The sequence below is a fragment of the Streptomyces sp. NPDC088261 genome (genome assembly GCF_044740805.1).
Lineage (GTDB): Bacteria > Actinomycetota > Actinomycetes > Streptomycetales > Streptomycetaceae > Streptomyces.
In genome coordinates, this window is the sequence record NZ_JBIURL010000007.1 from 96,727 (window position 1) to 120,894 (window position 24,168).

General features: G+C 71.7%; 18 protein-coding genes. 12 read left to right on the plus strand and 6 right to left on the minus strand.

Features of this window, described 5'->3' with window-relative positions:
• Positions 1 to 77: 77 nt before the first annotated feature.
• From ACIODU_RS16000 to ACIODU_RS16010, 3 genes are all read right to left on the minus strand, one after another.
• Positions 78 to 1,007, minus strand: coding sequence for a hypothetical protein (locus ACIODU_RS16000; RefSeq protein WP_401767961.1), 930 nt, complete (start codon positions 1,005 to 1,007; stop codon positions 78 to 80).
• 96 nt (positions 1,008 to 1,103) lie between these two features.
• Positions 1,104 to 2,000: a hypothetical protein gene (locus ACIODU_RS16005; protein WP_401767963.1), complete on the minus strand. Its 897-nt coding sequence runs from the start codon at positions 1,998 to 2,000 to the stop codon at positions 1,104 to 1,106.
• Between the two features lie 11 nt (positions 2,001 to 2,011).
• Positions 2,012 to 2,326: a hypothetical protein gene (locus ACIODU_RS16010; RefSeq protein ID WP_401767964.1), complete on the minus strand. Its 315-nt coding sequence runs from the start codon at positions 2,324 to 2,326 to the stop codon at positions 2,012 to 2,014.
• Positions 2,327 to 2,413: 87 nt separating this feature from the next.
• Here ACIODU_RS16010 and ACIODU_RS16015 point away from each other — a divergent pair, with 87 nt between their 5' ends.
• The 5 genes from ACIODU_RS16015 (at position 2,414) to ACIODU_RS16035 (ending at position 9,108) form a co-directional block, all read left to right on the plus strand.
• The gene (locus ACIODU_RS16015; protein ID WP_356427777.1) at positions 2,414 to 3,226 is read left to right on the plus strand and encodes an NUDIX domain-containing protein; all 813 of its coding nucleotides are present in this window, start codon (positions 2,414 to 2,416) and stop codon (positions 3,224 to 3,226) included.
• 140 nt (positions 3,227 to 3,366) lie between these two features.
• Complete coding sequence (locus ACIODU_RS16020; protein WP_401767967.1) at positions 3,367 to 5,142, plus strand: ATP-binding cassette domain-containing protein; 1,776 nt, start codon at positions 3,367 to 3,369, stop codon at positions 5,140 to 5,142.
• Between the two features lie 160 nt (positions 5,143 to 5,302).
• Positions 5,303 to 6,190, plus strand: coding sequence for an FCD domain-containing protein (locus tag ACIODU_RS16025; protein ID WP_161311003.1), 888 nt, complete (start codon positions 5,303 to 5,305; stop codon positions 6,188 to 6,190).
• A 340-nt stretch (positions 6,191 to 6,530) separates the two neighbouring features.
• On the plus strand, positions 6,531 to 8,084 hold the full coding sequence (locus ACIODU_RS16030; protein ID WP_327234126.1) for an RNA polymerase sigma factor: 1,554 nt from the start codon (positions 6,531 to 6,533) through the stop codon (positions 8,082 to 8,084).
• A gap of 169 nt (positions 8,085 to 8,253) precedes the next feature.
• Positions 8,254 to 9,108 carry a S1 family peptidase gene (locus ACIODU_RS16035; RefSeq protein WP_401767969.1) on the plus strand — a complete coding sequence of 285 codons (855 nt, stop codon included), beginning with the start codon at positions 8,254 to 8,256 and terminating at the stop codon, positions 9,106 to 9,108.
• Positions 9,109 to 9,274: 166 nt separating this feature from the next.
• Here the strand turns inward: ACIODU_RS16035 and ACIODU_RS16040 are convergent, their stop codons facing one another.
• Entirely contained in the window at positions 9,275 to 9,505 is a 231-nt protein-coding gene (locus tag ACIODU_RS16040; RefSeq protein WP_167025966.1) for a hypothetical protein, read from the minus strand.
• A gap of 457 nt (positions 9,506 to 9,962) precedes the next feature.
• Here ACIODU_RS16040 and ACIODU_RS16045 point away from each other — a divergent pair, with 457 nt between their 5' ends.
• The 6 genes from ACIODU_RS16045 (at position 9,963) to ACIODU_RS16070 (ending at position 16,926) form a co-directional block, all read left to right on the plus strand.
• A complete protein-coding gene (locus ACIODU_RS16045; RefSeq protein WP_401767970.1) occupies positions 9,963 to 12,089 on the plus strand; it encodes a type IIA DNA topoisomerase subunit B in 2,127 nt (708 codons plus the stop codon).
• A 180-nt stretch (positions 12,090 to 12,269) separates the two neighbouring features.
• Positions 12,270 to 12,779, plus strand: a complete 510-nt coding sequence (locus tag ACIODU_RS16050) for a DUF1453 domain-containing protein (RefSeq protein ID WP_401767971.1) — start codon at positions 12,270 to 12,272, stop codon at positions 12,777 to 12,779.
• Positions 12,779 to 13,954: a sensor histidine kinase gene (locus ACIODU_RS16055; RefSeq protein ID WP_401768273.1), complete on the plus strand. Its 1,176-nt coding sequence runs from the start codon at positions 12,779 to 12,781 to the stop codon at positions 13,952 to 13,954. Before ACIODU_RS16050 ends, ACIODU_RS16055 begins: the two co-directional genes overlap by 1 nt.
• Positions 13,951 to 14,667 carry a response regulator gene (locus tag ACIODU_RS16060; protein ID WP_401767973.1) on the plus strand — a complete coding sequence of 239 codons (717 nt, stop codon included), beginning with the start codon at positions 13,951 to 13,953 and terminating at the stop codon, positions 14,665 to 14,667. Before ACIODU_RS16055 ends, ACIODU_RS16060 begins: the two co-directional genes overlap by 4 nt.
• Positions 14,668 to 14,764: 97 nt before the next feature.
• Positions 14,765 to 15,310, plus strand: a complete 546-nt coding sequence (locus tag ACIODU_RS16065) for a DUF485 domain-containing protein (RefSeq protein ID WP_401767974.1) — start codon at positions 14,765 to 14,767, stop codon at positions 15,308 to 15,310.
• The gene (locus tag ACIODU_RS16070) at positions 15,307 to 16,926 is read left to right on the plus strand and encodes a cation acetate symporter (protein WP_401767975.1); all 1,620 of its coding nucleotides are present in this window, start codon (positions 15,307 to 15,309) and stop codon (positions 16,924 to 16,926) included. The genes ACIODU_RS16065 and ACIODU_RS16070 overlap by 4 nt, the downstream gene beginning before the upstream one ends.
• Before the next feature lie 108 nt (positions 16,927 to 17,034).
• Here ACIODU_RS16070 and ACIODU_RS16075 read toward each other — a convergent pair whose 3' ends face one another.
• On the minus strand, positions 17,035 to 17,709 hold the full coding sequence (locus ACIODU_RS16075; protein ID WP_401767976.1) for a response regulator: 675 nt from the start codon (positions 17,707 to 17,709) through the stop codon (positions 17,035 to 17,037).
• The gene (locus tag ACIODU_RS16080) at positions 17,706 to 19,373 is read right to left on the minus strand and encodes an ATP-binding protein (RefSeq protein ID WP_401767977.1); all 1,668 of its coding nucleotides are present in this window, start codon (positions 19,371 to 19,373) and stop codon (positions 17,706 to 17,708) included. Before ACIODU_RS16080 ends, ACIODU_RS16075 begins: the two co-directional genes overlap by 4 nt.
• A gap of 320 nt (positions 19,374 to 19,693) precedes the next feature.
• Between ACIODU_RS16080 and ACIODU_RS16085 the strand changes: the two genes are divergently transcribed.
• Complete coding sequence (locus ACIODU_RS16085) at positions 19,694 to 23,980, plus strand: discoidin domain-containing protein (RefSeq protein ID WP_401767979.1); 4,287 nt, start codon at positions 19,694 to 19,696, stop codon at positions 23,978 to 23,980.
• Positions 23,981 to 24,168 lie beyond the last annotated feature (188 nt).

Consider the following 24,168-nt stretch of genomic DNA (forward strand, 5'->3'; position numbering starts at 1 on the left):
GCACGTCCTGCTCCGTCAGCCCGGTGACCGGTGCGGCGGCCGGTGCGGGAGGGGGGTGCCGGCCGGGGGCGGGGCGATCAGATGCGGTCCGGTGCGTAGTAGGTGCTGATCCAGGCGAGGCCGGCGGGGTCGACCGCGACCATGCACGCGTGCTTGTTGAGGACGCCGAAGTAGTAGGTGCGGGTGGCGCCGGTCTGCGCCAGGCCGCTCCAGACGTCGTTCGTGGGGGTGGTGATGATCTTTTGGCGGGCCTCCGCGAGGTAGTCGGCGACCAGGGCGTGGACGCCGGCCGCGTCGGTCGGCACCGGGGGGCCGCCGCGCCGGACGTGCTTGAGGGCGTGGCCCACCAGGGCCTCGGGTGTGCGGAAGTTGAGCCGTCCCGCCTCGGCGTGGACCGCCAGGGCGAATCCCGGCTGATGGGTCTTCCAGTCCGTCTCCCCGCCCAGGTGTGCCGTCCCCGCCCCCACGGCCGCCGGCGAGCCGACCGCCAGGGCGTACAGCGCGTCCACGCGCCCGGGGTGCGTGTTCGGGTCGTAGTTCCCGCCGAAGCTGTTCACGGCGGTCAGGAAGAACGAGTGCAGGTGGACGTAGTCGTGCACCGTCCTCGCCCCGCGGCGGTCGGCGAACGCCGTCCCGGCCGCCGCGATCACCCGGTCGGAGCCCACCCGCAGGGACCTCACGGCGTCGCGGTGGCGCAGCAGCGTGATCTGGTCGTCCACGGAGTCGAAGCGGCCGGCGGCGAGCCCGAGGGCGGTGCGCACCTCCGGTATCTCCTCGAGGTGACTGTCCAGGGTCACCCGCCACCTCCCGAGCGCGACGCCGAACGTCTGCCGGTCGGTCGCGGTCAGCAGGTCGGGCAGACCGTTACCGAGCCGGACCTCCTCCAGGAACGCCGGGTGCGCACGGAAGGACGCCCCGTTCGTCCCCGTGACCGTCCACAACGGATCGGCCTGCGCGTACGCGGCCTTCTGCGCGGCGAGTGCCTGCTTGAGCTCGTCCCACGGCATGGTGGTGTCCCCCCTCGTTCCGTCCGTCCGCCTCTGGTGCCGCCGGGACCCACCCCAGGCCGGACGGCGGCGAACGGGCGCCGATCGGCGCGGGCTTCACCTTCGCGCGGCGCATCCGGCATGCCAACCGGGTGTCGGGGGGCGTGCGGGAGCAGAAAGGGCGCACAGGCGCACAAGGGAGGCATTGGCGCCGGAAGCCAACCGGGCGGAGTACGCGGGGCGGTCGGTCACGACGCCGGCGCGCTGGGAAATCACCACGCGGTGGTCCCTCGGGTCGCGTCCGGCGCGTGGGGTGGTGTTGAGGGAGTCGGCTTCCTGCCGGCAGTCGACCGCCTCGTTCACGCGTCCGAGGGCGTGCAGCGAGGTGGCGAGGACGGTGGGGGGCCGGGCGAGGGTCTCCTCCTGGCTGCCCAGGGACGCGCGGCCGAGGGCGACGGCGCGTCGGCAGTGAACGATCGCCGTGTCGTGGTCGCCGATGCCCTGCCGGCCCAGGGCGATGGTCGCGAGGGCGCATGCTTCGCCGTCCGTGTCGCCGAGTTGGTGGCGCGGTGCCGCGCTGCGTGTGCCGCGGTCGACGGCCTGGTGATGACGGCCCAGATCGGAATGGAGTGCGGCGAGATGGCCCTCCGCCACCGCCTCCCACTGTCCGGTGTCGTCGAAGTGGTGCCGGGCTTCGGTGAAGCGGGTCTGCCGGCGCAGCAGTTGGCCGAGTTCGACGCGGGCGGCGATCTGGACGTGGCGGTTGCCGGCCTCCTGGGCGAGCCGGTGGGCACCGGTGAGGTCCGCCTGCGCTTCGGGGTGCTGGAGGTGCGCCAGCGCCTCTCCGCGGGCAAGCAGGGCGTTCGCCTCGTGGACGGTCGGACCGGACCGCCGTGCCGCGAGCCGGCCCGCGCCGGCGGTGTCGACGGGTCGTGCACGAGAGCCGCCAGGTCGTCGGCGACCTTGTGGTGCTCGCCCAGTTCCAGTCCAGCGCGGGCCCCCGCCAGAGCCCAACGCCTTCCGGATCACCCCGACTGCCTGCTCCAGCCTCCCCTCCGCCGCGTGGCGACGGCTGTCCGCGACGCCGGAGGCGAACCGGAGCGAGTCGAGATCCCGATCCCCGATACGGTCAGATAGCCGGTGTCCTCGGTACGGATGAGTCGCTGGGCGGTGTTGCCCAACCGTTCGCGCGGCGCCGGGACCGAGTTCCGCACCTGCTTGACGGCCGTCGCGGGCGGCTCGTCGTCCCAGGTCATGTCCGCGAGCCCGGACAGCGGCACCACCGAGTTCGGGGCCAGCAGCAAGGCGGCCAGGATGGGCTGCCGCCGCGCTCCTGGCACCGGTAACCGTTCCTGGCCCGTCCGGATCTCCAGCGTGCCCGGTACGCGAAGTGCTCGCGGAGCCGCGGCACCGGCGCGGGCGGCGCGATGGGCGTAACGGGTGTTTATCGTCAGGCAGACGACTATGATCGCGGCATGTCGCCCTACGACCCGTCAGCTTTTCCGCCCTTCGCTGTCACCGTCGACCTGGTCGTGCTCACCGTGCGGGCCCACGTGCTCTGCGCGCTCGTGGTCCGGCGCGGGGAGGCGCCGTTCCAGGGGCGGTGGGCGCTGCCGGGCGGGTTCGTCCGGGGCGACGAGGACCTGGCCGCGGCCGCCGCGCGGGAGCTGGCCGAGGAGACCGGGCTGCCCGCGCACGACCCGGCGTCCCCGGCGCCCGGGAACACCGCCCACCTCGAACAGCTCGCCACCTACGGCGATCCCGGGCGGGACCCCCGGATGCGGGTGGTCAGCGTGGCGCATCTGGCGCTCTCGCCCGACCTGCCCGCGCCCCGGGCGGGCGGCGACGCCAACAGCGCCCGGTGGGCGCCGGTCGACGCGCTGCTCCACGGCGAGGGCGGGTTCGCGAGGGAGGACGAGCAGCCCGCGCAGCTCGCCTTCGACCACGCGCGGATCCTCGCGGACGGCGTCGAGCGCGCCCGCTCCAAGATCGAGTACTCCTCGCTCGCCACCGCCTTCTGCCCCTCGGAGTTCACCGTCGGCGAGCTGCGCAGGGTGTACGAGGCGGTGTGGGGCGTCGCCCTCGATCCCCGTAACTTCCACCGCAAGGTGACCGGGACCCCCGGCTTCCTGGTGCCGTCCGGCGGCACCACCACCCGGCAGGGCGGAAGGCCCGCCCAGCTGTTCCGGGCCGGCGGCGCGACCGTGCTCAATCCGCCGATGCTGCGCCCCGAGGTCTGATCGCGGGCGAAAACCGATCGCAGGCGAAAGCTGGTGGGACACCACATGCTCACCCTACGCAACAAGTCGGACATATCGCGTTATCTTGCTGGGTAACCACTCTGCCGCCGAGCGGTCACACCTTCCCCGCGAGAGAAGCGATGCTCCAGGCCATCGGACTGACCAGCGCCCCCCGTCGAGACCTCACCCCCGCCGTCGACGACCTGACCTTCGAGGCCAGGCCCGGCTGTGTCACGGCGCTGCTCGGCGCCCCCGGCGCGGGCAAGACCACCGCCCTGCGGCTCATGCTCGACCTCGAACGCGGCCGCGGGGTCACCTACTTCCGGGGACGCCCCCTCCACCGCATCGCCCACCCCGCCCGCGAGATCGGCGTGCTCCTCGGCGATGTGCCGGGCCATCCGGCCAGAACCGCCCGGGGCCAGCTCCGGATGCTCAGCGCCGCCGCCGGCGTGCCCGCCTCGCGCGCCGACGAACTGCTCGAAGTCGTCGGCCTCGCCGCCCTGCGCGACGAACCCCTCGGCGCGCTCTCCCTCGGCATGGACCGCAGACTCGGCCTCGCCTCCGCCCTGTTGGGCGACCCGCACACGCTGCTGCTCGACGCGCCGTCGGCCGGCCTCTCGCCCCGTGAGACCAGCTGGCTGTTCGGACTGCTCGCCGCGCACGCGGCCCACGGTGGCACCGTGCTCTACACGACCGACGACCCCAAGGAGGCGGCCCGCACCGCCGACCGCGTCGTGACCGTGGACAAGGGCCGCCTCGTCGCCGACCAGGACCACGCCGCCTTCTCCCGTACGCGGCTGCGCCCCCGGGTCGCCGTCAGGACGCCCCACGCCGCGCGCCTCGCCGACGCGTTGAGCCGCGAGGCCAGGGCGGGCAGGCGCTCCGTCGAGGTGATCGCCGAGGCGGGCAGCCGGCTCACCGTGTACGGGAGCAGCTGCCCGGAGATCGGCGAGACCGCCTTCCGGCACGGCGTCCTCGTCCACCAGCTCGCCGACGAGATCGGCGACGCCGGTCCCGTACCGCCGCTGATCCCTTCGCCCGCCGGCGCCCCCGACGGGACCCTTTCCGCCGGCCCCGCCGAACGCCAGGAGGCGTACGACACCCGGCCCGTGCCGCGGCCGAGGGCGCTGGCGTCCCGTCCTGCCCGCAGCCCGCTCAGACCCGTGCGGTACGAGCTGCGCCGCATGTTCGGGGTACGGACCGCGCCGGTGATCGCGGTCGTCGTGCTCGTCGCGTCGGTGGCGCTCGCCGTGCCCCTCGCCAGGACCGGCGGGACCCCGCTGCCCGCCCTGCTCGCCGCCTGGCCCGGGATCCTGCCCCTGCCGCCCGCCGCCCTCGGCGCGGGACTGCTCGGCGCGCTGTCGTTCGGCGACGAGTTCCGCTACCCCGCCCTGGCCGGCGCCCGCGGCACCGTCCCGCGCCGCCTCGGCCTCCTTCTCGCCAAGCTCGCCGTGACCGCCGGTACGGCGCTGCTGCTCGCCGCCCTCGTGGTGGCCGCCGACGCGGGGGCGCTGCGGCTCGCGTACGGGGCGGACGCCGCGCCCGTACCGGACAACTGGTTCGCGCTGGGCGCGGGTTGGGCGCTGCTCTCCGTCGGCTGCGCCTGGGCCGGGCTGCTGGGCGCCGGGGTCTTCCGGGTCACGGCGGCCGGGATGGCGGCGGTCCTCGCCGTACCCGTCGCGGTCGTACCGCTGGTCCAGAAGGCGCTCGCGGGCCCGTCCGCGCGTTCGATCGCCGGACTCCCGGGCCGGTTGCGGGAGCTGGCCTGGCCCGCCTGGCCCCACCAGGCCGACCGCTGGCTGCCGGCGACCGTCCGGCTGGTCGCCCAGCCGGTCGCGGCGGCGCTCACGCTGTCGCTCCTGGCCCTCCTCTGCGCGTATTTGCTCACCGGCCTTCGCCGAAGGGCCCGTTGGTGACCGAAGGTGGCGGGAAGCGTGCCACAGTGGGCACAACTCCCCTGAAAACGGCCGCTTCTTTCCGATAAGGCGTCAATCGAGGGGCGGGCGCCGATCACCCTTTCGTGTGCTTTTCACCAAAGACCTCAAGGCTCGTGGAATCAACGCCGACAAAGGATGCGTGAGTACCCTTGCGCACACCATGATGACCGCCGCCCGCTCCGTCGACCCCGGCCTCGCCGGACCGGGTGAACTCGACCGCTACCCCTTCGCCGAGGCGCCCGGCGCCGAACGCGCGGCCTCGCCCGTCTGGGACGGGGCGGATACCGACCTCGGCCGGGTCGGCCGCCGTACGGCGGGCAGCCGCGGCCGCGGGCTGCACGGCCAACTCGTCCAGCAGCTCGGCCAGATGATCGTGTCGGGCGACCTGGGCGCCGACCGGCCGCTCGTACCGGAGGAGATCGGACAGCGTTTCGAGGTCTCCCGTACGGTGGTCAGGGAATCGCTGCGCGTGCTGGAGGCGAAGGGGCTCGTCAGCGCCCGCCCCAACGTCGGGACCCGCGTCCGCCCCGTGAGCGACTGGAACCTGCTCGACCCCGACATCATCGAATGGCGCGCCTTTGGCCCCTCCCGCGACGACCAGCGCCGTGAGCTGGCCGAGCTGCGCTGGACCATCGAGCCCCTCGCCGCCCGCCTGGCGGCCGGCCACGGCCGGGAGGACGTGCAGCAGCGGCTCACCGACATGGTGGAGATCATGGGCCACGCCCTGGCCCAGGGTGACGCGATCACCTTCGCCCGCGCCGACGCCGAATTCCACAACCTGCTGATCCAGCTCGCCGGCAACCGCATGCTGGAGCACCTCTCCGGCATCGTCTCCGCCGCCCTCCAGGTCTCCGGGTCCCCCGTCACCGGCTGTGACCGCCCCACCGAGGCCTCGATCGCGCACCACGGGCGGATCCTGGAGGCGCTCGCCGCCGGGGACGCGAACGCGGCCGAGGCGGCCATGCGCCAACTGCTCACGGTCCACCCGGAAGTGGAGCGCGTCGTTCCGGCGCCGCGCGAGCACTGAACAGCGCTCGGGTCAGGGCGTACGGGGATGTACGCGTCGTATGTCGCCGGGCCCACCGGGCCCGGCGACTCGAATGTGGGGTCTTAGATCCCCTTCTGGCCACCTTGTCGCAAATGGGGTGTGACTCGGGCCACGTGGATTGGGCGTAACACTCCTCGGCACCGTGCGATGACCTAAGAGGTGAGAGCCGAGGAGGGAATACGTCCGCCGCGCATGGCGCTGTATTCACCTCTGAGGTCCTAGCCCGCGCCGTCGGCGACATCCCCAGCCGCCGGTCGTCGGCTCCGGCCCGATCCTGGGCGGGGCCGGAAGCCGTTTCCATCGTTCCGAGAGGTTGTTCGTGTCGGCCAGCACATCCCGTACGCTCCCGCCGGAGATCGCCGAGTCCGAGTCTGTGATGGCGCTCATCGAGCGGGGAAAGGCTGATGGGCAGATCGCCGGCGATGACGTGCGTCGGGCCTTCGACGCTGACCAGATTCCGCCAACCCAGTGGAAGAATGTTCTGCGCAGCCTCAACCAGATCCTCGAGGAAGAGGGTGTGACGCTGATGGTCAGTGCCGCGGAGTCGCCGAAGCGCGCCCGCAAGAGCGTCGCTGCGAAGAGCCCGGTCAAGCGCACCGCCACCACGAAGGCCGTCGCCGCCAAGACGACCACGACGAAGACCGTCGCGGCCGCCACCGCCACCCCGTCGGCCGAGTCCGTCGACGCGGGCGCCGACGACGTCACGGCCGCCCCCGCCAAGAAGGCGGCGGCGAAGAAGACCGTGGCCAAGAAGGCGACCGCGAAGAAGGCCGCCGTGAAGAAGACGGCCGCCAAGAAGACCAGCGCCAAGAAGGACGCCGACGACGCCGACGGCGAGGAGTCGGCCGAAGAGGTCCAGGCCGGCAAGGGCGAGGAGGAGGAGACCGAGGGCGAGAACAAGGGCTTCGTCCTCTCCGACGACGACGAGGACGACGCGCCCGCCCAGCAGGTCGCCGTCGCCGGTGCCACCGCCGACCCGGTCAAGGACTACCTCAAGCAGATCGGCAAGGTCCCGCTCCTCAACGCCGAGCAGGAGGTCGAACTCGCCAAGCGCATCGAGGCCGGTCTCTTCGCCGAGGACAAGCTGGCCAACGCCGACAAGCTCGCCCCCAAGCTCAAGCGCGAGCTGGAGATCATCGCCGAGGACGGGCGCCGCGCCAAGAACCACCTCCTGGAGGCCAACCTCCGCCTGGTGGTCTCGCTGGCCAAGCGCTACACCGGCCGCGGCATGCTCTTCCTGGACCTGATCCAGGAGGGCAACCTCGGTCTGATCCGCGCGGTCGAGAAGTTCGACTACACCAAGGGCTACAAGTTCTCCACGTACGCCACCTGGTGGATCCGCCAGGCGATCACCCGCGCCATGGCCGACCAGGCCCGCACCATCCGTATCCCGGTGCACATGGTCGAGGTCATCAACAAGCTCGCGCGCGTGCAGCGCCAGATGCTCCAGGACCTGGGCCGCGAGCCCACCCCGGAGGAGCTGGCCAAGGAACTCGACATGACCCCCGAGAAGGTCATCGAGGTCCAGAAGTACGGTCGTGAGCCGATCTCCCTGCACACCCCGCTGGGCGAGGACGGCGACAGCGAGTTCGGAGACCTCATCGAGGACTCCGAGGCGGTCGTGCCGGCCGACGCCGTGAGTTTCACCCTCCTCCAGGAGCAGCTGCACTCGGTGCTCGACACCCTCTCCGAGCGGGAGGCCGGCGTGGTGTCCATGCGCTTCGGCCTCACCGACGGACAGCCCAAGACGCTGGACGAGATCGGCAAGGTCTACGGCGTGACGCGCGAGCGCATCCGCCAGATCGAGTCCAAGACCATGTCGAAACTGCGCCACCCGTCGCGTTCGCAGGTGCTGCGCGACTACCTCGACTAGGACACGCGCGGCCAGGACGTATCCGTACAGCCGTACAGCTGTGTGAAGGCCCGGTCCCCGGAGACTTGAGCTCCGCGGGACCGGGCCTTCGCGCGGTCCGGGGGTGCGAGACTCGGCCGGTGGGATGACTCTGGGTGTACCAGAGTCCACCGGAGAGTCAGGAGCCTGTATGCGTCGTCCTGTTGCCCGAGCGCTGACCGGAGGACTGGCCGTGATCGCGGCGGGGGCCGTGCTGCCGCTCGCCTCACCCGTGCCCGCCGCCGCGGACCGTGTGGTCATCGGCGGCCAGGCGGTACGGATCACCGACAGTCCGTGGGTCGTGGCCCTGTCCAGCCGTGCCCGCTTCGGCGGATCGCGGGCGGGCCAGTTCTGCGGAGGTGTGGTGGTGGCGCCGACGAAAGTCCTGACGGCGGCCCACTGCATGAGCCGGTCCGTCCTGGGTGCCGCGCCGGAGTCCGTACCGGACCTGCGGGTCGTCGCGGGGCGGGAGCGGCTGCTGGGGGCGGACGGCCAGGAGATCGCCGTACGGTCGGTCCTGGTCGACCCGGCGTACGACCCGGCCACCAACGCGTCGGACCTCGCCGTTTTGACCCTGGCGGACGCGCTGCCCGCGTCGTACGTGATCCCGACCGCGGAACCGGGCGACGAGGCGGCCGCTCCCGGCACCCCGGCGGCCGTCTACGGCTGGGGCGACACCACGGGGCAGGGGCGGTACGCGTACGGGCTGCGCTCCGCGCCCGTGACCGTCCTCCCGGACGCGGCGTGCGAGCGGGCCTACCCGGGAGGCCCGGGGGGCCGCTACGAGGCCTCCACGATGCTCTGTGCGGGCGATACGGCCGGCGGGCACGACGCGTGCCAGGGAGACAGCGGCGGGCCGCTGGTGGCCCGTGGGCGGCTGGTCGGCCTGGTGTCGTGGGGGAGCGGCTGCGGGCGGGCGGAGAGTCCCGGGGTGTACACCCGGGTCACGACGGCCCTCCAGCCGGTCGCGGAGGCCCTCCAGGCCGGGGCGGGGGCGCGGCGCTGAGGCCTTCGCGGACCCCACGCGGACAGCACAAACGGCGCCGGCGGCTCCGCCGGCGCCCTGCGTGCTCCCCGCCCTGACGAGAACGGGCGGCCTCCCCTGCTGTGCAGAGGCGGTCGCCCGTCGGTCGGTCCAGGACCGGCCCTTGGCTCGTCGTGGATGCGAGGTGTCAGTGTTCCTCTTCACCGGGGACGGCAGGGACGGCCGTCAGCCGGTCGGTCTCATCCTGTATTTCCGCGGCGATCTTCTTGAGTTCCGGCTCGAACTTACGTCCGTGGTGGGCGCAGAAGAGCAGTTCACCACCGCTGGACAGGACAACGCGCAGATAGGCCTGGGCGCCGCACCGGTCGCAGCGGTCAGCCGCGGTCAGCGGGCTCGCGGGGGTCAGAACAGTAGTCACGTCGCCTCTTCTCTAGCTCGACGAGCTGTCGTACCAGGGTCAACATCCAACCAGGCCGAAAACGTTCCCGCTCGCGGCTTTTCCTCGAAACTTCTTCTCGTGGTGGTCGGGTGCTGGCGGATGGCGGCGAATGAGCCGTATTGCTCGCTGGGCTTCGCACTACGGGGTTCGCGTTGCTTGACGTTGCTTGTCACAGGTGGGGGAGCCCTCCCGGCCGGCTTGCCGGTTGTTGATGAGGACGTGCCCGGAGCCTAAATGGTTCATGCCTGGAAGGGAACGTGATGTGTGCTTCACTCCATCGAGGGATCGAACACCTATGCGACCTTGGACTAGCATGAGAATTCGCGAGGGTGGCGTGACAACGGCTCTACCAGGCGTCTGTACCCTCTGACCGGTGACAGACGCCGGGCCTTTACCCCACTTGGGCCCATCTCAAATTCAGCGAGGAGCGAACCGCGTGACCGCCGATACGTCCGTGCCGTCCAGTGCGCTGCTGACCGCAGACCGTGACGGTTCCAACTACACCGCGCGGCACCTGCTCGTCCTTGAGGGGCTCGAAGCGGTCCGCAAGCGACCCGGGATGTACATCGGGTCGACCGACAGCCGGGGGCTGATGCACTGCCTCTGGGAGATCATCGACAACTCGGTGGACGAGGCCCTGGGGGGCTACTGCGACCACATCGACGTGACCCTCCACGAGGACGGCTCCGTCGAGGTCAAGGACAACGGCCGGGGCATCCCGGTCGACGTCGAGCCCAAGACCGGCCTCTCCGGCGTCGAGGTCGTGATGACCAAGCTGCACGCGGGCGGAAAGTTCGGCGGCGGTTCGTACGCCGCCTCCGGCGGTCTGCACGGCGTCGGGGCCTCCGTGGTCAACGCCCTGTCCGCCCGGCTCGACGTCGAGGTGGACCGCAACGGTGCCACGCACGGCATCAGCTTCCGGCGCGGGGTCCCCGGCATCTTCACCGAGCAGGGCCCCGACGCGCCCTTCGACCCGGCGAACGGCCTCCTCAAGGGCAAGCGCGTCCCCAGGACCCGTACCGGCACCCGGGTGAGGTACTGGGCCGACCGGCAGATCTTCCTCAAGGACGCCAAACTCTCCCTGGAGCACCTGCACCAGCGCGCCCGCCAGACCGCCTTCCTCGTCCCCGGCCTCACCATCGTCGTCAGGGACGAGCGGGCGGCCGGCGAGAGCGAGGGCGGGGGCACGGTCGAGGAGACGTTCCGCTTCGACGGCGGCATCAGCGAGTTCTGCGAGTACCTGGCGCAGGACAAGGCCGTCTGCGACGTGCTGCGCCTGACCGGCTCCGGCACGTTCAAGGAGACCGTGCCCGTCCTGGACGACCGCGGCCACATGACCCCCACCGAGGTCACCCGCGAGCTGGGCGTCGACGTCGCGCTGCGCTGGGGCACGGGGTACGACTCCACGATCCGCTCGTACGTGAACATCATCGCCACCCCCAAGGGCGGCACCCACGTGAGCGGCTTCGAGCGGTCCCTGACCAGGACGGTCAACGAGGCGCTGCGCTCGGCCAAGATGCTGCGCGTCGCCGAGGACGACATCGTCAAGGACGACGCCCTGGAGGGCCTCACCGCCGTCGTGACCGTACGGCTCGCGGAGCCGCAGTTCGAGGGCCAGACCAAGGAGATCCTCGGGACGTCCGCGGCCAACCGGATCGTCGCGAACGTCATCGCCAAGGAGCTCAAGGAGTTCCTGACCTCCACGAAGCGCGACGCCAAGGCGCAGGCGCGGGCCGTCCTGGAGAAGGCCGTCGCCGCCGCCCGTACGCGCATCGCGGCGCGCCAGCACAAGGAGGCGCAGCGCAGGAAGACGGCGCTGGAGTCCTCCTCGCTCCCCGCCAAGCTGGCCGACTGCCGCAGCGACGACGTGGACCGCAGCGAGCTGTTCATCGTGGAGGGCGACTCCGCGCTCGGTACGGCGAAGCTCGCCAGGAACAGTGAGTTCCAGGCGCTGCTGCCCATCCGGGGCAAGATCCTCAACGTCCAGAAGTCGTCGGTCTCGGACATGCTCAAGAACGCCGAGTGCGGGGCGATCATCCAGGTCATAGGGGCGGGCTCCGGCCGGACCTTCGACATCGACGCCGCCCGCTACGGCAAGATCGTGCTCCTGGTCGACGCCGACGTCGACGGCGCGCACATCCGCTGCCTGCTGCTGACGCTCTTCCAGCGGTACATGCGGCCGATGGTGGAGGCGGGCCGGGTCTTCGCCGCCGTGCCGCCGCTGCACCGGATCGAGCTGGTCCAGCCCAAGAAGGGCCAGGACAAGTACGTGTACACGTACTCGGACAACGAGCTGCGCGAGACGATGGCCCAGTTCCAGCGCAAGAACGTGCGCTTCAAGGACGCCATCCAGCGCTACAAGGGCCTCGGCGAGATGGACGCCGACCAGCTGGCCGAGACCACGATGGACCCCCGCCACCGCACGCTGCGGCGGATCAACATCGGGGACCTCGAATCGTCCGAGCAGGTCTTCGACCTGCTGATGGGCAACGAGGTGGCCCCCCGCAAGGAGTTCATCACCAGCTCGGCGGCGACGCTGGACCGCTCCCGTATCGACGCCTGAGACGCCGAGACGCCGAGACGCCTGAGACGGCTGAGTCGCCGGAACGGACCCGAGGACCGGCTTCTCCACCCACGGGTGGAGAAGCCGGTCCTCCTCCGTTCCACCCCTGCGGCGATGTTCCGGAGCGTGCGCTTCCGTAGCGTCGGCGGTGTCGCACCACTTCACCGCGGGAGGCCCCTCATGTCCACGCTCATCGACGTCCTGGTCGCGGCGGCGGTCGTCGCCCTGATCGTCGCGCGCCAGACGAGTCCCCAGCGGATCACCGGCGGCGGGCGCCGCTGGCTCGTCCTCCCCGCGGTCCTCGTCGTCCTCGCCCTGCGCCAGCCGGGCCTCGTCGACGCGCACCACCAGGCCCTCTCCGGACTGCTGCTCGGCACGGAACTGGTCGTGGGCCTCCTGATGGGCGCCGGCTGGGCCGCCACCAGCAGGATCTGGGCCGAGCCCGACGGCTCGCTCTGGTCCAGGGGGACCAGGGCCACCGCCGCCGTCTGGGCCGCCGGGATCGCCGTACGGCTCGGACTGGCCGGCCTCGGCGCGCTGTACGGCGTCCACCAGGGCACCGGGGCGCTGCTCCTCGCCCTCGCCGCCTCCGTCCTCGTCCGCAGGGGCATGCTGGTGGTGCGGTCCGGTGCCCTGCGGCCGTCGTACGGAGACGGCGCACCGGCCGTGTCGTGGAAGGACCGTGTGTGATCACATCCAAGGACTGGACCGCCTGGCCCTCCCGGGAGGCACTGACCGGGCAGGGCCGGACGGATTCCAGGCGCCGCGTCGCCCACGTGATCCGGCTGCTCGTCCTCGGCGGCCTCTTCTGGTCGACGTTCGCGCGTGACGAGGTCTCCGGCTGGGGCGCCGTCGCGGCCACCGCGGGACTCCTCGCCGTCGCCGGCTGCGTCTGGGCGTTCCACCGGAGCACCCTGAGGCACCAGCTGTGGCCGTCGCTCGGGCTGCTGGCGCTGCTGATGGGCACGGGGGTCGTCGCCCACCAGGCCGGGCTCGACGTCCTGGCCAATGTGCTGTGGTGCGTCTGCGCGGTCAGCGCCCTGGAGCGGCTGCCGTTCGCGGCCGGACTGCCGGTCGGCCTGGTCGCGCTCGGCGCCTTCGCGACGGTCGACCACGACGCCTGGCTCACCACGCTCCTCACCGCCGCCGGGCTGCTGCTCGCCGGGTACGTCCTGCGGCTCGACGCGGAGGCGCGCGGGACCGCGCAACGGCTGCTCGCGCAGGAACGGGCCGCCCGCGCGGCCGAGGCGGAGTCCGCCGCGCTCGCCGAGCGGGCCAGGATCGCCCGGGACATCCACGACGTCCTGGCGCACAGCCTCTCCGCGCAGCTCGTGCACCTGGAGGCGGCGCGGCTGCGGATCGAGCAGGAACCGCACGGTCCGTTCCGCGACCAGATCCTCGAACGGGTGGTCGGCGCCCGCTCCATGGCCCGCGAGGGACTGGCCGAGACGCGCCAGGCGCTCTCCGCGCTGCGCGGCGAGATGGCCCCCCTCGGGGAGTACCTGCGGGAGCTGGCCGCGACGGACGGCGCCGAGGTCCGGATCGCCGGAGCCCCCAGGGCGCTGAGCGCCGAGGCCTCGCAGACGGTACGCCGCGTGGTCCAGGAGGCGCTGACCAACGCGCGCAAGCACGCGGCGGGCGCGCGGGTCCGGATCCGCCTCACGTACGGGACGGACGACGTGGCGCTGGAGGTACGGGACACGGGCGGGACGGGCACGGGCCCGGCGGGGCTCGGCACCTCCGGCTCCGGGTACGGTCTGCTGGGGATGCGCGAGCGGGCCGAACTGCTCGGCGGCACGCTGGAGGCCGGTTCCGAGGGCCCCGGCGGGGAGGGATTCAGCGTGCGGCTGCGGGTACCGGCGTGACCGGCGACGGGGCCGCGCGCACCGGCGTGACCGGCCGGGCACCGGCGCGCGTGGTCGTCGCCGACGACCAGTCCGTGGTCCGCGAGGGCATCGTGATGCTGCTCGGGATGCTGCCCGGCATCGAGGTCGTCGGAGCCGCGCGGGACGGCGAGGAGGCGGTGGCCCTCGTCGCGGAACTCGCCCCCGACGTGGTGCTGATGGATCTGCGGATGCCGCGCTGCGACGGCGTGGAGGCCACCCGCCGCATCCGTACCGACCATCCGGGCACCCAGGTCGTGGTGCTCACCACCTACGCCGACGACGACTCGCTCTTCGCGGCGCTGCGGGCGGGCGCCCGGGGCTATCTCACCAAGGACGCGCGGGGCGAGGAGATCGTCCGGGCCGTGGAGGACGTCCTGGCGGGCCAGGCCGGGCTGGCGCCCGCCGTCCAGCGCCGGCTGCTGGAGCGGGTCACGGCGCCGCCCGCCGCGCCGGGGCCCGGCGCGCTGCCCGACGGGCTCACCGCCCGGGAGGCCGAGGTGCTGACCCTGGTCGCCGAGGGGCTCTCCAACCAGGAGATCGCCGGGCGGCTGCACATCGGCGCGGCCACCGTGAAGACCCACATCAACAACCTCTTCGCCAAGACCGGGGTACGGGACCGCGCGCAGGCGGTGCGCTACGCGTACCAGCGCGGACTCATCCCACCCCCCGGGCAGGGGACCACTGTCACCTGATGGAGTGAAGTCGCCGGAGAGGAGAGTCCGGGATCCTCCCCCTCTGTCCATCCTTGGGGCGCGGCCGAAACGGTTCGCTGACAAGGAGAGTTGACCGGTGGAGAAGCAGGAAGGGCGTGACGCCGCAGCGGTGCGGCTCGGCGACCCGTGGTACGACGCACTGGCCGACGGCTGGGGTGACCTGGAGGGTACGGGCCTCCCCGCCGAGCCCCCCACCGACCCGGCCGCCCCCGCCGTACCGGACGGACCGCCGGCTCCCGGGCACGGTCACGGCGCCGCCGGCCACAGCGCCGCCGGCCACGGCGCCCCCGTTCACAGCGCCGCCGACATCTACGGGGAGGTGCAGCGCGGCCCCGCCTTCCAGGAGGTGCGCCGCCGCTACCGCCGGTTCGTCGTCCCCGCCACGGTCGCCTTCTTCGTCTGGTACTTCGCGTACGTGGTGGCGGCGACCGCCGCCCCGGAGTTCATGGCCAGGCCGGTGGCGGGCGCGGTGAACGTGGCGATGGTCGCCGGACTCGGCCAGTTCCTCTCCACCTTCCTGCTGACCTGGGCGTACGCGCGTCACGCCCGGCTGCACCGGGACCGGGCGGCTCTCGAACTGCGCTGGGAGACCCAGGAGATGACGCGGGGGACGGACCGGTGAACGGCGACCACCAGACCCTGGCGCTGGTGCTGTTCAGCGCGTTCGTCGCGGTCACCCTGGGCATCACCACGTGGGTGAGCCGCCACCGCCGCGGTTCGGCGGAGGAGTTCTACGCGGGCGGCCGGCTGTTCTCGCCCATGGAGAACGGGTTCGCCATCGCGGGCGACTACATGTCCGCCGCCTCCTTCCTCGGGATCTCCGGGGTGATCGCCCTCTTCGGGTACGACGGCCTGCTCTACTCCGTCGGCTTTCTCGTCGCCTGGCTGGTGGTGCTCTTCCTCGTCGCCGAACTCGTGCGCAACTGCGGGCGGTTCACCCTCGCCGACGTGATCGCCGCGCGGATGAGGGAGCGCCCGGTGCGGATCGCCGCCGGGACGTCCTCGGTCACCGTCTCCGTGCTCTACCTGGTCGCGCAGATGGTCGGTGCGGGCAGTCTGGTGGCGCTGCTGCTGGGCGGTACGAGCGGGGCGGCCCGCGCGTGGACCGTGATCGGGGTGGGCGCGCTGATGGTCGTGTACGTGTCGCTGGGCGGGATGCGGGCGACGACCTGGATCCAGATCGTCAAGGCCGTGCTGCTGATGGCGGGCGCGCTCGCGCTGACCGTGCTGGTGCTCGCCCGCTTCCACGGAAACGTCGACGCGCTGCTGACCAGTGCTGCCGCGCACAGCGGCCACGGCAGGGAGTTCCTGGCGCCGGGGCTCAAGTACGGCGGGGACTGGACCGCGCGCTTCGACTTCATCAGCCTCGGCCTCGCGCTGGTTCTCGGCACGGCGGGGCTGCCGCACATCCTGTCCCGCTTCTACACCGTGCCCACGGCCCGCGCCGCCCGCCGGTCGGTCGTGTGGTCCATCGGGCTCATCGGGAGCTTCTACCTGATGACGATCGTGCTGGGGTTCGGCGCGGCGGCGCTGGTCGGCCCGGAAGCGGTACGGGCCTCGAACGCGGCGGGGAACACCGCCGTACCGCTGCTCGCCCTGGACCTGGGCGGCGGGGCGGGCTCGACCGGCGGAACGGTTCTGTTCGCGGTGGTCGCGGCGGTCGCCTTCGCCACGATCCTGGCCGTCGTCGCGGGCATCACGCTCGCCTCGTCGGCGTCCGTCGCGCACGACCTGTACGCGTCGCTGCGGCGTAAACAAGCCAAACCAGCCGCGCGGGCCGACGAAGCCGAGCAGCGCGGCGAGGTGGCCGTCGCTCGGGTGGCGGCGGCCGGCATCGGGGCGGTGGCGATCGGGCTGAGCCTGCTGGCGCAGAACCTGAACGTCGCGTTCCTGGTCGGGCTGGCCTTCGCGGTCGCCGCCTCGGCGAATCTGCCTGTCCTGCTCTACTCGCTGTTCTGGCGGAACTTCACCACCAGGGGCGCCGTCTGGTCGGTGTACGGGGGGCTGATTCCGGCCGTTCTGCTCGTGGTGCTCTCGCCGGTCGTCTCGGGCGGCCCCGAGGCGATCTTCCCCGGCGCCGACTTCCACGTCTTCCCGCTCCAGAACCCGGGTGTGGTCTCGATCCCGCTGGGCTTCCTGGCCGGCTGGATCGGTACGGTCACCTCGTCGGAGCCGCCGGACGCCGCGAAACACGCCGAGGCGGAGGTGCGGTCGCTGACCGGGGCGGGGGCGGTGTGAGCGGTGGCGGTACGGGGGCGGTGTGAGCGGTGGGGGTACGGGGGCGGGCGCCCCGGAATCGAAGCTGTCGGAGGCGGGCGCCCCGGACGGGAGGCCGCCGGGCCGTCCTCAGCCGTGCGGCCACGCGTACCGGTGTTCCGGGCGGCCCGTCTCGCCGTACCGCAGCGTCAGCCGTACCCGCCCCGACCGCTCCAGCAGCTTGAGGTAGCGCTGCGCGGTCTGCCGGCTCATGCCCGCCCGCGCCGCGATCTCCTGGGCGGAGAGCGGGCCCCCGGCGCCGAGGAGCACCTGCCGGACCACCTCCGCCGTGGTGGGGGAGTGGCCCTTGGGGAGGGCGGGGACGGCGGACGCGGAGAGGGCCCCGAACATCCGGTCCACCTCGGCCTGTTCGGCCTCGCCGCCGCTCTCCAGGGCGCGCCGCAGCGCCGCGTACGCCTCCAGCTTGGCCCGCAGGCCCGCGAAGGTGAACGGTTTGACCAGGTACTGGACCGCGCCGTGCCGCATCGCCGCCTGGACGGTGGCCATGTCACGGGCCGCCGTCACCATGATCACGTCGGTCTCGCGGCCCTGCCGCCGCAGTTCCCGTACGACCGTCAGCCCGTTCTCGTCGGGCAGGCCGTGGTCGAGCAGCACGAGGTCGACGGGGCGCTCGGCGAGCCGCGCGAGCGCCTCGGCGGCGGAGTGGGCGCGGGCCACGACCCGGAAGCCCGCCACCTTCGCCACGTACGCCGTGTTGATCTCCACGATCCGGATGTCGTCGTCCACGACCAGTACGTCGATCACTCTTCCCCCGCTGTCCCGCGCTCGGTCGCCCGCTCGTCCGGCGCCAGTGCCTCCGGGAGGACCACGGTGAACTCCGCGCCGCCGTCCGCGGACTCACCCACCCGTACGCCGCCGCCCTGCCGTTCCGCGAGTCTGCGCACCAGCGCGAGCCCGAGGCCGCGCCTGCCGTGGGACGGCAGGGCCTTGGTCGACCAGCCCTCGGAGAAGACCAGTTCGCGCTGATGGTCCGGGACCCCCGGGCCGCTGTCGGAGACGCACAGCACGACCGTACGGCCCTCGGCGCGCAACTCCACCTCGATGCGCGCCTCCCCGGAGCCCGCCGCGGCGTCCAGCGCGTTGTCGACCAGATTGCCCACGACGGTGACGAGCCCCTGCGGATCGACCAGCCGGTCCGGCAGGAAGGTCTCCGGGGAGAGCCGCAGCGAGACACCGCGCTCGGCGGCGACCGTCGCCTTGCCGACCAGCAGCGCCGCCGCCAGCGGATCGTGGATCCGCTCGGTGACCTGCTCGGCGGTGACCCGGTGGACCCCGACCACCTCGGTCACGAACTGGGCCGCCTCGTCGTGCATGTCCAGCTCCAGCAGCCCGAGCAGGGTGTGCATGCGGTTGGCGTGCTCGTGGTCCTGGGCGCGCAGGGCGTCGATCAGCCCCCGGGTCGCGTCCAGCTCCCGGCTCAGCTGCTCCACTTCCGTACGGTCACGGAGGGTGGCGACGGCGCCGCCGTCGTCCGTGGGCATCCGGTTGGCGACCAGGACGCGGCTGCCCCGTACGGTCAGCAGGTCCTCGCCCTGGACGCGCCCGGACAGGACGTCGGTGGTACGCCCCCCGCCCAGCGCCTCCGCCAGCGGCAGGCCCGTCGCCTCCGGGCCGACGCCCAGGAGCCGCTGCGCCTCGTCGTTCATCAGCCGGATCCGGCCGGTGGGGTCCAGGGCGACGACCCCTTCGCGCAGGCCGTGCAGCATCGCCTCGCGTTCGGCGAGGAGCGCCGCGATGTCGGAGAAGGCCAGGTCGTGGGTCTGGCGCTGGAGACGCCTCGCGATGAGGTACGCGGCCAGCGCGCCGGCCGCCAGGGCGCCGCCCGCGTAGGCGAGCAGGCCCGGGATCGCGGCGAGGAGCCGGTCGCGGACGCTGTCGTACGCGATGCCGACCGACACGGCTCCGACGATGTCCCCGGCGTCGTCGCGCAGCGGGACCTTGCCCCGCGCCGAGCGGCCGAGGGTGCCGCTGTCGATCTCCATGACGTGTTCGCCGGCGAGCGCCTTGCCCGGGTCGGTGGAGACGACCCGGCCGATCTGGCGGGTGTCGGTGTGCGACCAGCGGACCCCGCGCCTGTCCATGATCACGACGTACTCGGCGCCGGTGGCCTTCCGTATCCGTTCCGCCTCGGCCTGCACGGGACCGCCGCTCGACGGGCGCGAGCCCAGCAGCGCGTCGGCGACCCGGGCGGAGGCGGTGGTCTCGGCGATCGCGAGGGCCCGGCGCATCGCCTGGTCGTCCAGCTGCGCGCTGAGGGGGGCCACGAAGAGACCGGTGGCGAGCACGGTCACCCCGGCGGCGATGGCCAGTTGCATCAGCAGTACCTGGGAGAAGACCCGGCGTGGCCGGCCGAACCGCCGTCGTCGCTCCGACGGCGCCAACCCCAGGGTGATCGGTCCGGCGCTCATGTGTACGAACGGTAGAGGGCCGGGCGGCCTTTCCGAAATTTCCACATTCACGCAAAAAACTTGCAAGGTTTGCAGATCACTTACGTTTCCCTGTTCGGGGGCCAGATCCCGGGTGTTGGCCTGCCCCGGGCGCCAACTCGGGAGGCGGGTCGAGGGATTTGGTTCTGCCGGAGATGTGGACGGACTCGCATTTCTCTGCAACTCTCTGACCGCAAAACGCAAAAGACTCCGCTGATCAGTGCAGAAACGCTTGCCGATGAGGCAGGCAGCCAGAGCCGCGCCCTCGCCGCCCCCGCGCCGAGGCCGAAGATCGGGGATCCATGAGATCGCTACGCCGGAGATGGCGGTTCCTCTCCACCGCCGTTGCCACCAGTCTTCTGATGGTGGGCTGGCCGTCACTCGCCGCATCCGCGGCCGACGGCCCCAACATCGCCGCGGGGCGGACCGCGGCGGCCAACGCGACCACGGGCAACGGAACGGCCCGCAGTGTCACGGACGGCAACCAGTCGACCTACTGGGAGGGCAACGGCAAGTCCGCCCAGTGGGTGCAGTCGGACCTCGGGTCCAGCAAGCGGATCGACGAGGTGACGCTGAAGCTCCCCGCAGGGTGGGAGAGCCGCAAGCAGACCCTCTCGCTCCAGGGCAGTGAGGACGGCACCAGCTTCTCCACGCTGAAGTCGTCCGCCACGTACTCCTTCAGCAAGGGCGCGGGCAACAAGGTCACCGTCGCCTTCCCCGCCACCAAGGCGCGCTTCGTCCGCGCCGACTTCACCGGCAACTCGGCCGGCAAGAAGGCCCAGCTGTCCGAGCTGGAGGTGCACGCCGCCGCGGCGGCCTCGGTGAACCTCGCCCTCGGCAAGACCCTCACGGCGAGCAGCTTCACCCAGGTCTACGGGCCCGGCAACGCCAACGACGGCAACAAGGCCACCTACTGGGAGAGCAACAACAACGCCTTCCCGCAGTGGATCCAGGCCGACCTCGGCTCGTCCGTCGGTGTCAACCAGGTCGTCCTGCGCCTGCCCGACGGCTGGGGCGCCAGGGACCAGACCCTCAAGGTCCAGGGCAGCACCAACAACAGCGCCTTCACCGACCTGACGGCGTCCAAGGCCTACACGTTCAACTCCGCCGGCGCGAACTCGGTGACGATCTCCTTCAACGCCACCACCCAGCGCTACATACGGATCCTCATCACGGCCAACAGCCAGCAGCCCGGCGGCCAGCTCTCCGAGCTGGAGGTCTACGGCCCCGAGACCGGTGACACCACGGCCCCGAGCGCGCCCACCGAGCTGACGTACACGGAACCGGCCTCCGGCCAGATCCGGCTGTCCTGGCGTCCGTCTACGGACAACACGGGCGTCACGGGCTACGACATCTACGCCAACAACACGCTGCGCAGCAGCGTCGCGGGCAACGTCACGACCTTCACGGACAACCAGCCCGCGAGCGCGACCGTCACGTACTACGTACGGGCGAAGGACGCGGCCGGGAACGTCTCCGGGAACAGCAACACCGTGACCCGCGCGGGCGCTTCGGGTGACACGCAGGCGCCGACCGCGCCCGCGAACCTCACCTTCACGGAGCCCTCCTCCGGCCAGGTCCGCCTGGCGTGGGGCGCGTCGAGCGACAACACGGGCGTGACGGGCTACGACGTCTACGCCAACAACGTGCTGCGCGGCAGCGTCGCGGGCAACGTCCTCACCTACACGGACACCCAGCCCGCGGGCGCCACGGTCTCGTACGTCGTACGGGCCAAGGACGCGGCCGGGAACGTCTCGGCCAACAGCAACACGGTCACCAGGAACGGCACGCCGGGCACGGCCACCAACCTGGCCGTCGGCAAGCCGATCACCGCGTCCTCCTCCGTCTTCACCTTCGTCGCGGAGAACGCCAACGACAACAGCACGAGCACCTACTGGGAGGGCGCGGGCGGCAGCTACCCCAACACCCTCACGGTGAAGCTCGGCTCCAACGCCGACACCAGCTCCGTCGTCGTCAAGCTCAACCCGGACAGCAGCTGGGGACAGCGCACCCAGAACATCCAGGTGCTCGGGCGCGAGCAGAACGCCACGGGCCTCACCAGCCTGGTGGCCGCGAAGGACTACACCTTCACGCCGGGCACCGGCAACTCGGTGACCATCCCGGTCAGCGCGCGCGTCGCCGACGTCCAGCTGAAGATCAACTCAAACACCGGCTCCGGCGCGGGCCAGGTGGCCGAGTTCCAGATCCTCGGGGACCCGGCGCCCAACCCGGACCTCCAGGTCACGGCCGTCAGCGCCAGCCCGGCGTCCCCGGTCGAGTCCGACGCGATCACCGTGTCGGCGACGGTACGCAACGCCGGCGCGCTCGCCGCCCCGGCCAGCACCGTCGACCTGCGGCTCAGCGGCACGAAGGTCGGCTCCGCCTCGGTGGGCGCCCTCGCGGCGGGGGCCTCGGCCACCGTCACGGCGAACATCGGCCCGCGTGACTCCGGTACGTACCAGCTCAGCGCGGTCGCGGACCCGGCCAACGCGGTCGTCGAGTCGAACGAGACCAACAACACCTTCACCAGCGCCACCAACCTCGTGGTGCGCCCGGTCGACAGCTCCGACCTGGTCGCCGCCTCGGTCACCACCTCGCCGTCCTCGCCGTCGGCCGGCCAGACCGTCACCTTCTCGGCGACGATCAAGAACCAGGGCACGGTGGCCTCCGCGGCCGGCAGCCACGGCATCACGCTGACGCTGCTGAACTCCACGGGCGCCACGGTCAAGACCCTGACCGGCGCCTACAACGGCACGCTCGCCCCCGGCGCGACCTCCGCCACGGTGGGTCTCGGCACCTGGGCCGCCGTGAACGGCTCGTACACCGTCCGGGTCGTCCTCGCGGACGACGCGAACGAACTCCCGGTCAAGCGCGCCAACAACACCAGCACCCAGCCCCTCTTCGTCGGCCGCGGCGCGAACATGCCGTACGACATGTACGAGGCGGAGGACGGGGTCGCCGGTGGCGGCGCGCAGGTCGTCGGTCCCAACCGGACCGTCGGCGACGTCGCGGGCGAGGCCTCGGGACGCAAGGCCGTCACCCTCAACAACACCGGCAACTATGTCGAGTTCACCACCAGGGCCAGCACCAACACGCTGGTCACCCGCTTCTCCATCCCGGACTCCGCGGGCGGCGGCGGCATCAACTCGACGCTGAACGTCTACGTCGACGGCACGTTCCTCAAGGCCATCGACCTCACATCGAAGTACGCGTGGCTGTACGGCAACGAGACCGGTCCCGGCAACTCGCCCGGCGCCGGCGGCCCCCGTCACATCTACGACGAGGCCAACATCCTGCTGGGCAGGACCGTTCCGGCGGGCAGCAAGATCCGTCTCCAGAAGGACGCCGCAAACACCACCACGTACGCGATCGACTTCATCAACCTGGAGCAGGCCACCGCGGTGGCGAACCCGGACCCGGCCACGTACACCGTGCCGACCGGATTCACCCACCAGGACGTCCAGAACGCCCTGGACCGGGTCCGGATGGACACGACGGGCAAGCTCGTCGGCGTCTACCTGCCGGCCGGTGACTACCAGACGTCCAGCAAGTTCCAGGTCTACGGCAAGCCCGTGAAGGTGATCGGCGCGGGACCCTGGTTCACCAGGTTCTTCGCCCCGGCCACGCAGGACAACACGGACGCCGGCTTCCGCGTCGAGGCCGCCGCGAAGGGCTCGTCCTTCACGAGCTTCTCGTTCTTCGGCAACTACACCTCGCGCATCGACGGTCCCGGAAAGGTCTTCGACCTCTCCAACGTCACCGACATCACGATCGACAACATCTGGAACGAGCACACGGTCTGCCTCTACTGGGGCGCCAACGCGGACCGGATCACGATCAGCAACTCCCGTATCCGCAACACGTTCGCCGACGGGGTCAACATGACCAACGGCAGCACCGACAACCACGTCGTGAACAACGACGCGCGGGCCACCGGTGACGACGCGTTCGCCCTCTTCTCGGCGATCGACGCGGGCGGCGCGGACATGTACAACAACGTCTACGAGAACCTTTCGGCGACGCTGGTGTGGCGTGCGGCGGGGCTGGCCGTATACGGCGGCTACCGCAACACGTTCCGCAACATCCACATCGCGGACACCCTCGTCTACTCGGGCATCACGGTCAGCTCGCTGGACTTCGGCTACGCGATGAACGGGTTCGGGACCGAGCCGACGACGATCGAGAACGTGTCGATCGTCCGGGCCGGCGGCCACTTCTGGGGCAGCCAGACCTTCCCCGGCATCTGGCTGTTCTCCGCCTCGAAGGTGTTCCAGGGAATCCGGATCAACAACGTCGACATCGTCGATCCGACCTACAGCGGCATCATGTTCCAGACCAACTACGTGGGCGGTCAGCCGCAGTTCCCGATCAAGGACACCATCCTCAACGACATCTCGATCACCGGGGCCAAGAAGAGCGGCGACGCCTTCGACGCCAAGTCCGGCTTCGGACTGTGGGCGAACGAGATGCCGGAGGCGGGCCAGGGACCTGCGGTCGGTGAGGTCACCTTCAACCGTCTGAAGCTCAACGGGAACGCCGTGGACATCAAGAACACGACGCCCAACTTCAAGATCATCATCAACCCGTAGGAGGGCGGTGGGGCGCCCCTCGCCCGGGCCCCCTAAGGTGATGCCGGCCGGAGCGATCCGGCCGGCATCGCGCTTGCTCGGCGCTTGCTCGGCACTTCCCCGGCACGTGCTGGGCACTTGTCGGGCACGTGCTGGCCTCTTTACGCTGGGGAGCAAGCCGCTTGCAGCATTTGCGATAGTCTTGCGTG

Bases quoted from the DNA above. Each gene is read 5' to 3' on its own strand.
- ACIODU_RS16085 (WP_401767979.1), top strand. From the start codon at position 19,694: ATGAGATCGCTACGCCGGAGATGGCGGTTCCTCTCCACCGCCGTTGCC.
- ACIODU_RS16035 (WP_401767969.1), top strand. From the start codon at position 8,254: ATGCGTCGTCCTGTTGCCCGAGCGCTGACCGGAGGACTGGCCGTGATC.
- ACIODU_RS16080 (WP_401767977.1), bottom strand. From the start codon at position 19,373: ATGAGCGCCGGACCGATCACCCTGGGGTTGGCGCCGTCGGAGCGACGA.
- ACIODU_RS16000 (WP_401767961.1), bottom strand. From the start codon at position 1,007: ATGCCGTGGGACGAGCTCAAGCAGGCACTCGCCGCGCAGAAGGCCGCG.
- ACIODU_RS16020 (WP_401767967.1), top strand. From the start codon at position 3,367: ATGCTCCAGGCCATCGGACTGACCAGCGCCCCCCGTCGAGACCTCACC.
- ACIODU_RS16050 (WP_401767971.1), top strand. From the start codon at position 12,270: ATGTCCACGCTCATCGACGTCCTGGTCGCGGCGGCGGTCGTCGCCCTG.
- ACIODU_RS16015 (WP_356427777.1), top strand. From the start codon at position 2,414: ATGGGCGTAACGGGTGTTTATCGTCAGGCAGACGACTATGATCGCGGC.